This window comes from Flavobacterium muglaense, from assembly GCF_014305155.1.
GTDB lineage: Bacteria > Bacteroidota > Bacteroidia > Flavobacteriales > Flavobacteriaceae > Flavobacterium > Flavobacterium muglaense.
In genome coordinates this window covers 1-3,387 of the sequence record NZ_JACRUK010000098.1, presented here as the reverse complement: position 1 = coordinate 3,387, position 3,387 = coordinate 1, and the positions used below count along the sequence as shown (strand labels likewise).

The 3,387-nt window shown below is 32.6% G+C and carries 2 protein-coding genes; both read right to left on the bottom strand.

Going from position 1 to position 3,387, the window contains the following annotated elements:
* Positions 1 to 211: 211 nt before the first annotated feature.
* On the bottom strand, positions 212 to 1,012 hold the full coding sequence (locus H8R24_RS17825; protein WP_187021791.1) for a hypothetical protein: 801 nt from the start codon (positions 1,010 to 1,012) through the stop codon (positions 212 to 214).
* Positions 1,013 to 1,205: 193 nt separating this feature from the next.
* Entirely contained in the window at positions 1,206 to 2,891 is a 1,686-nt protein-coding gene (locus H8R24_RS17820) for a DUF262 domain-containing protein (RefSeq protein WP_187021792.1), read from the bottom strand.
* Positions 2,892 to 3,387 lie beyond the last annotated feature (496 nt).

Sequence of the window (3,387 nt, the reverse complement as noted above, 5' to 3'; positions counted from 1 at the left end):
CGATTGTAGTGATGTTTATGAGGATGATTTTAAGTCAAAATAGCGACTAAATGAGGTTTTTTCACAGCCTGACGTCTCGGCGCTTGGCGAGGTTGCGAACTTCGTAACCGAATATTTTCGGCTTAGATAAAATTTCTTGCGAAACGTAAACTTGAATTTACCACAAAATTCGCAATCTAGCCAAACGGCTGTTAGCACTAGTTACTCTTTTTTAATTTGTTCCATATAAAGTTGTAATATCTCTAAAAACTTCTCTGTCCGCAATTGAAAATAAAAGCATTTCTGTGAAGTATAAATTTTCTTCTTTATGCTTTTCTCCATTCCATAATTGTATACTAATCTGCTTAATTAGATCATTAAGTTCGGAATAAGCATGCTTTTTATTTATAAAAATTTTCTTGTCGCAATTTTGTATAAATAGTCTGTGATCTAAATGTTTAATATCAGTTATTTGATAATTTGTAATATTTTTTAATCGAATCAATACGTTTAAGTCAAATGCTACCATTTTTGAATTACGGCCTTCGGGAATTGGGAAATATTTTTGTCCTGCATTTTCAGAAAGTATAATCCAATTAAGAGCGTAAGCTACACGAGAATCATAAATAACATTTTTTTCAGGAAACATATATGCTCCAACTTTTGAAGAACTTGCAATTCGCTTAAAACTTGGCTTATCTTGAATCAAAAAATCCTTTATTAAACTTAAAGTGTCATTATCTTTTGCAGTTGTAATACCTCCCCAATCTTTGATAACCCATAAACAAAGTTTGTCAAACAGTTCGGTATTAGTCTTAAAAGTATCGTTCAGTTTTTTACCAACAATCCTTTTTAATTGAAGTTCTTTTTCATAATTTGTTAATATATTAATTTCCTTAACTTGTTCTTCTGTTAGCGTTTCAAGTTCTACAAGTCTTCCTATTTTTGCATTCCAATTATATAATATTGGTAAATCACTTTTATATTTTTCAAGATATTTAACAATTTTTTCAACTTCAAATTTTATTGTCATTTATGATTTAATTTACTGATTTTTAGTTATTTGGGGTGTAATTAGTGCTAACGGTTTGGCGCTTGGCGAAGAAGCGGATTTCGAAGCACTAAACTGTCTGCCAGCACTGAACTTGATACGAAGCACAAAGCTTCATTTAAGCACTTAACCCGCTTTTTTGCCAAACGCCTGTTACCTGCTGTGTTTTTTTCTGTTATACATTTTCAATTACGAAATTAACGATTTTGTCTTTACGTTGCTGAATAAGTTCTTTTGTCCAAGTTGCACTTTCAGAAGTCATTTTTTGTATTTCTCGTTGTTGTTCCAAATGGTTGTAACTATTGAGTTTGTCAGCAAATGGTTTGTTACCAACTGAACAATTATGTGATTTGGAAAGCAATAAAAAATTTCCTAAACAATTGATGTATTGATTTACAAATTCCTCGTCATAACTGTCATAACCTGTTTCTGGATTTTCAGTTTGCGGTGCAATGTGTTCCAATTCTGGCTTTTCAATTTTGTCAAATCGAGTAGGCGAATAACCACTTTTACCTTGTCCTTCTAAATGGTTTTCGTATTTCCAAAGTAAATATTTAGCAGTTGTATGATTTATTCCGCCTTGAATTGAACGCTCCAACTCTTTGTTTCCCCAATAAGACCACCACCAATCTTGTGTGGTTTTCATCCAATCAATTCTAACATTTATTGGTGTGATGTCAGGATTTTCAGAAGTGAATTTTTGGTAAACATCATTTAAACGTGACGTGATTTCGGCTCTTGTTCCGATTAGTCTGTGTCGCAAAACCATTGTTTCCAACTTGCTACAAAGCAAATTGATTTGATTTATTGGTAAACCAAATTTATATGCTTTAATAATGAAAGGCATTGCAATACCAATTCCGCCAAGTGTTACAAGCGAATGAATTTCTAAATTTTCTCTTTCGTCTTTGCTGAAAAATGTTGTTAGATGCTCAAAACTTATGGCAAGAGATTGAGTAAACGATTTAATAAAAGGAATTGGGTTTGTTTCCGATAACAACTTATTTATTTTGTCGATTGCGTTTGTTTCCCAAAGTGAATTGAAATGAACACGAAGTGTGTAAACCAAAACATCGTCTTCGTTAATTCGATATTCAATTGAAGAAATTGATTTGTAAATTTCTTCAAATCGGTCTTTGATTTCTTTTATCAGACTTTCTTTTTCTTCGCCACCATAAAGATGAACATTGAACATAAATTGAGCCTTAATAATTTCCAAATTTGAAGGTTTTTTACCTCTGTTGTTTTGGAAAATGAACATTTGAATTGCTTCCGAAGCGTCTTTTACTGGGTGTGTTGTGCAAGATGCGTTTTGAACCGTATCCAACATTTTCAATAAATAAGTTTCGTCTTTATCTGCAAGTTGTGAAGTGAAAAAGTCAAACGCAATTGCAATACGTTTTGCAGAAACGGTTTTTATTCCATTTCTGTCCTTTTTGCTTTGGTCAATTACGCAATCTTTAAAAAATCTATCGTCATAATCAACTGTTTCAAAACGATAAGTTGAGTTTCGTTTAATGATGTCTTCAAATGTTTCCTGTTCGGTTTCGTTTAAAGGTCTGATTTGTTTTAGTCTGCTGAATAATGCTGATAAGAAAATTACGATTGTCGTCATTCGTTGTTGTCCGTCAATTATTCCAAACTTTTTCTCGTCTTTTTCTTCAAATAGAAAGTGTCCGAAATAGTATTTTGATTTGGTAGAACTTTTATTGTAGTCTTCCAAGTCAGACAAAAACACATTTGTCTGTTTTGGCGAATTTGCTTTTTCAAGTTCCGTGTCCCAAGAATATGCTCTTTGATATGTCGGCACAAAAATTTTGTTGCCTGCCAACATTTGCTTTATAGTTGTAGATGCTTCCATTAGTTTAATTTCGGATTAAAAATATCAAAGGTGGCGAAGCCACCTTTGATAAAAGATTTTTTACATTGCTGGAACGTGATATTTTCCGTTTGGATTTTTGCTACAAGATGAACTTGTTAAACTTGAAATACTTGAACGGTCAGTTCCACAATATTTACAAGTGTATTTAGATTTCTCACTTCCTTCATAAAGAGAATGATACTTTCCATTTGGATTTTTGCTACAAGATGAACTTGTTAGACTTGAAACGCTTGAACGGTCAGTTCCGCAACATTGACAATAAAATTTAGCCATTTTTAAAATTGTTTTTTTTGTTTGTGCTTACTCTTTTCGGTTTTCAGCGTTCCCCGTTTTCTGCAAATGTCGGTTGTCAATCGGTCAAAACGTGTCGTTCTGTGCGGTCGTCCTAACATAGCAGGTAACGTCAGTCTGTGAAAAAACTTCCGTTTATTTCTTTCAAATATAACACATAATATAATATAAAAGGAAGAAAAGT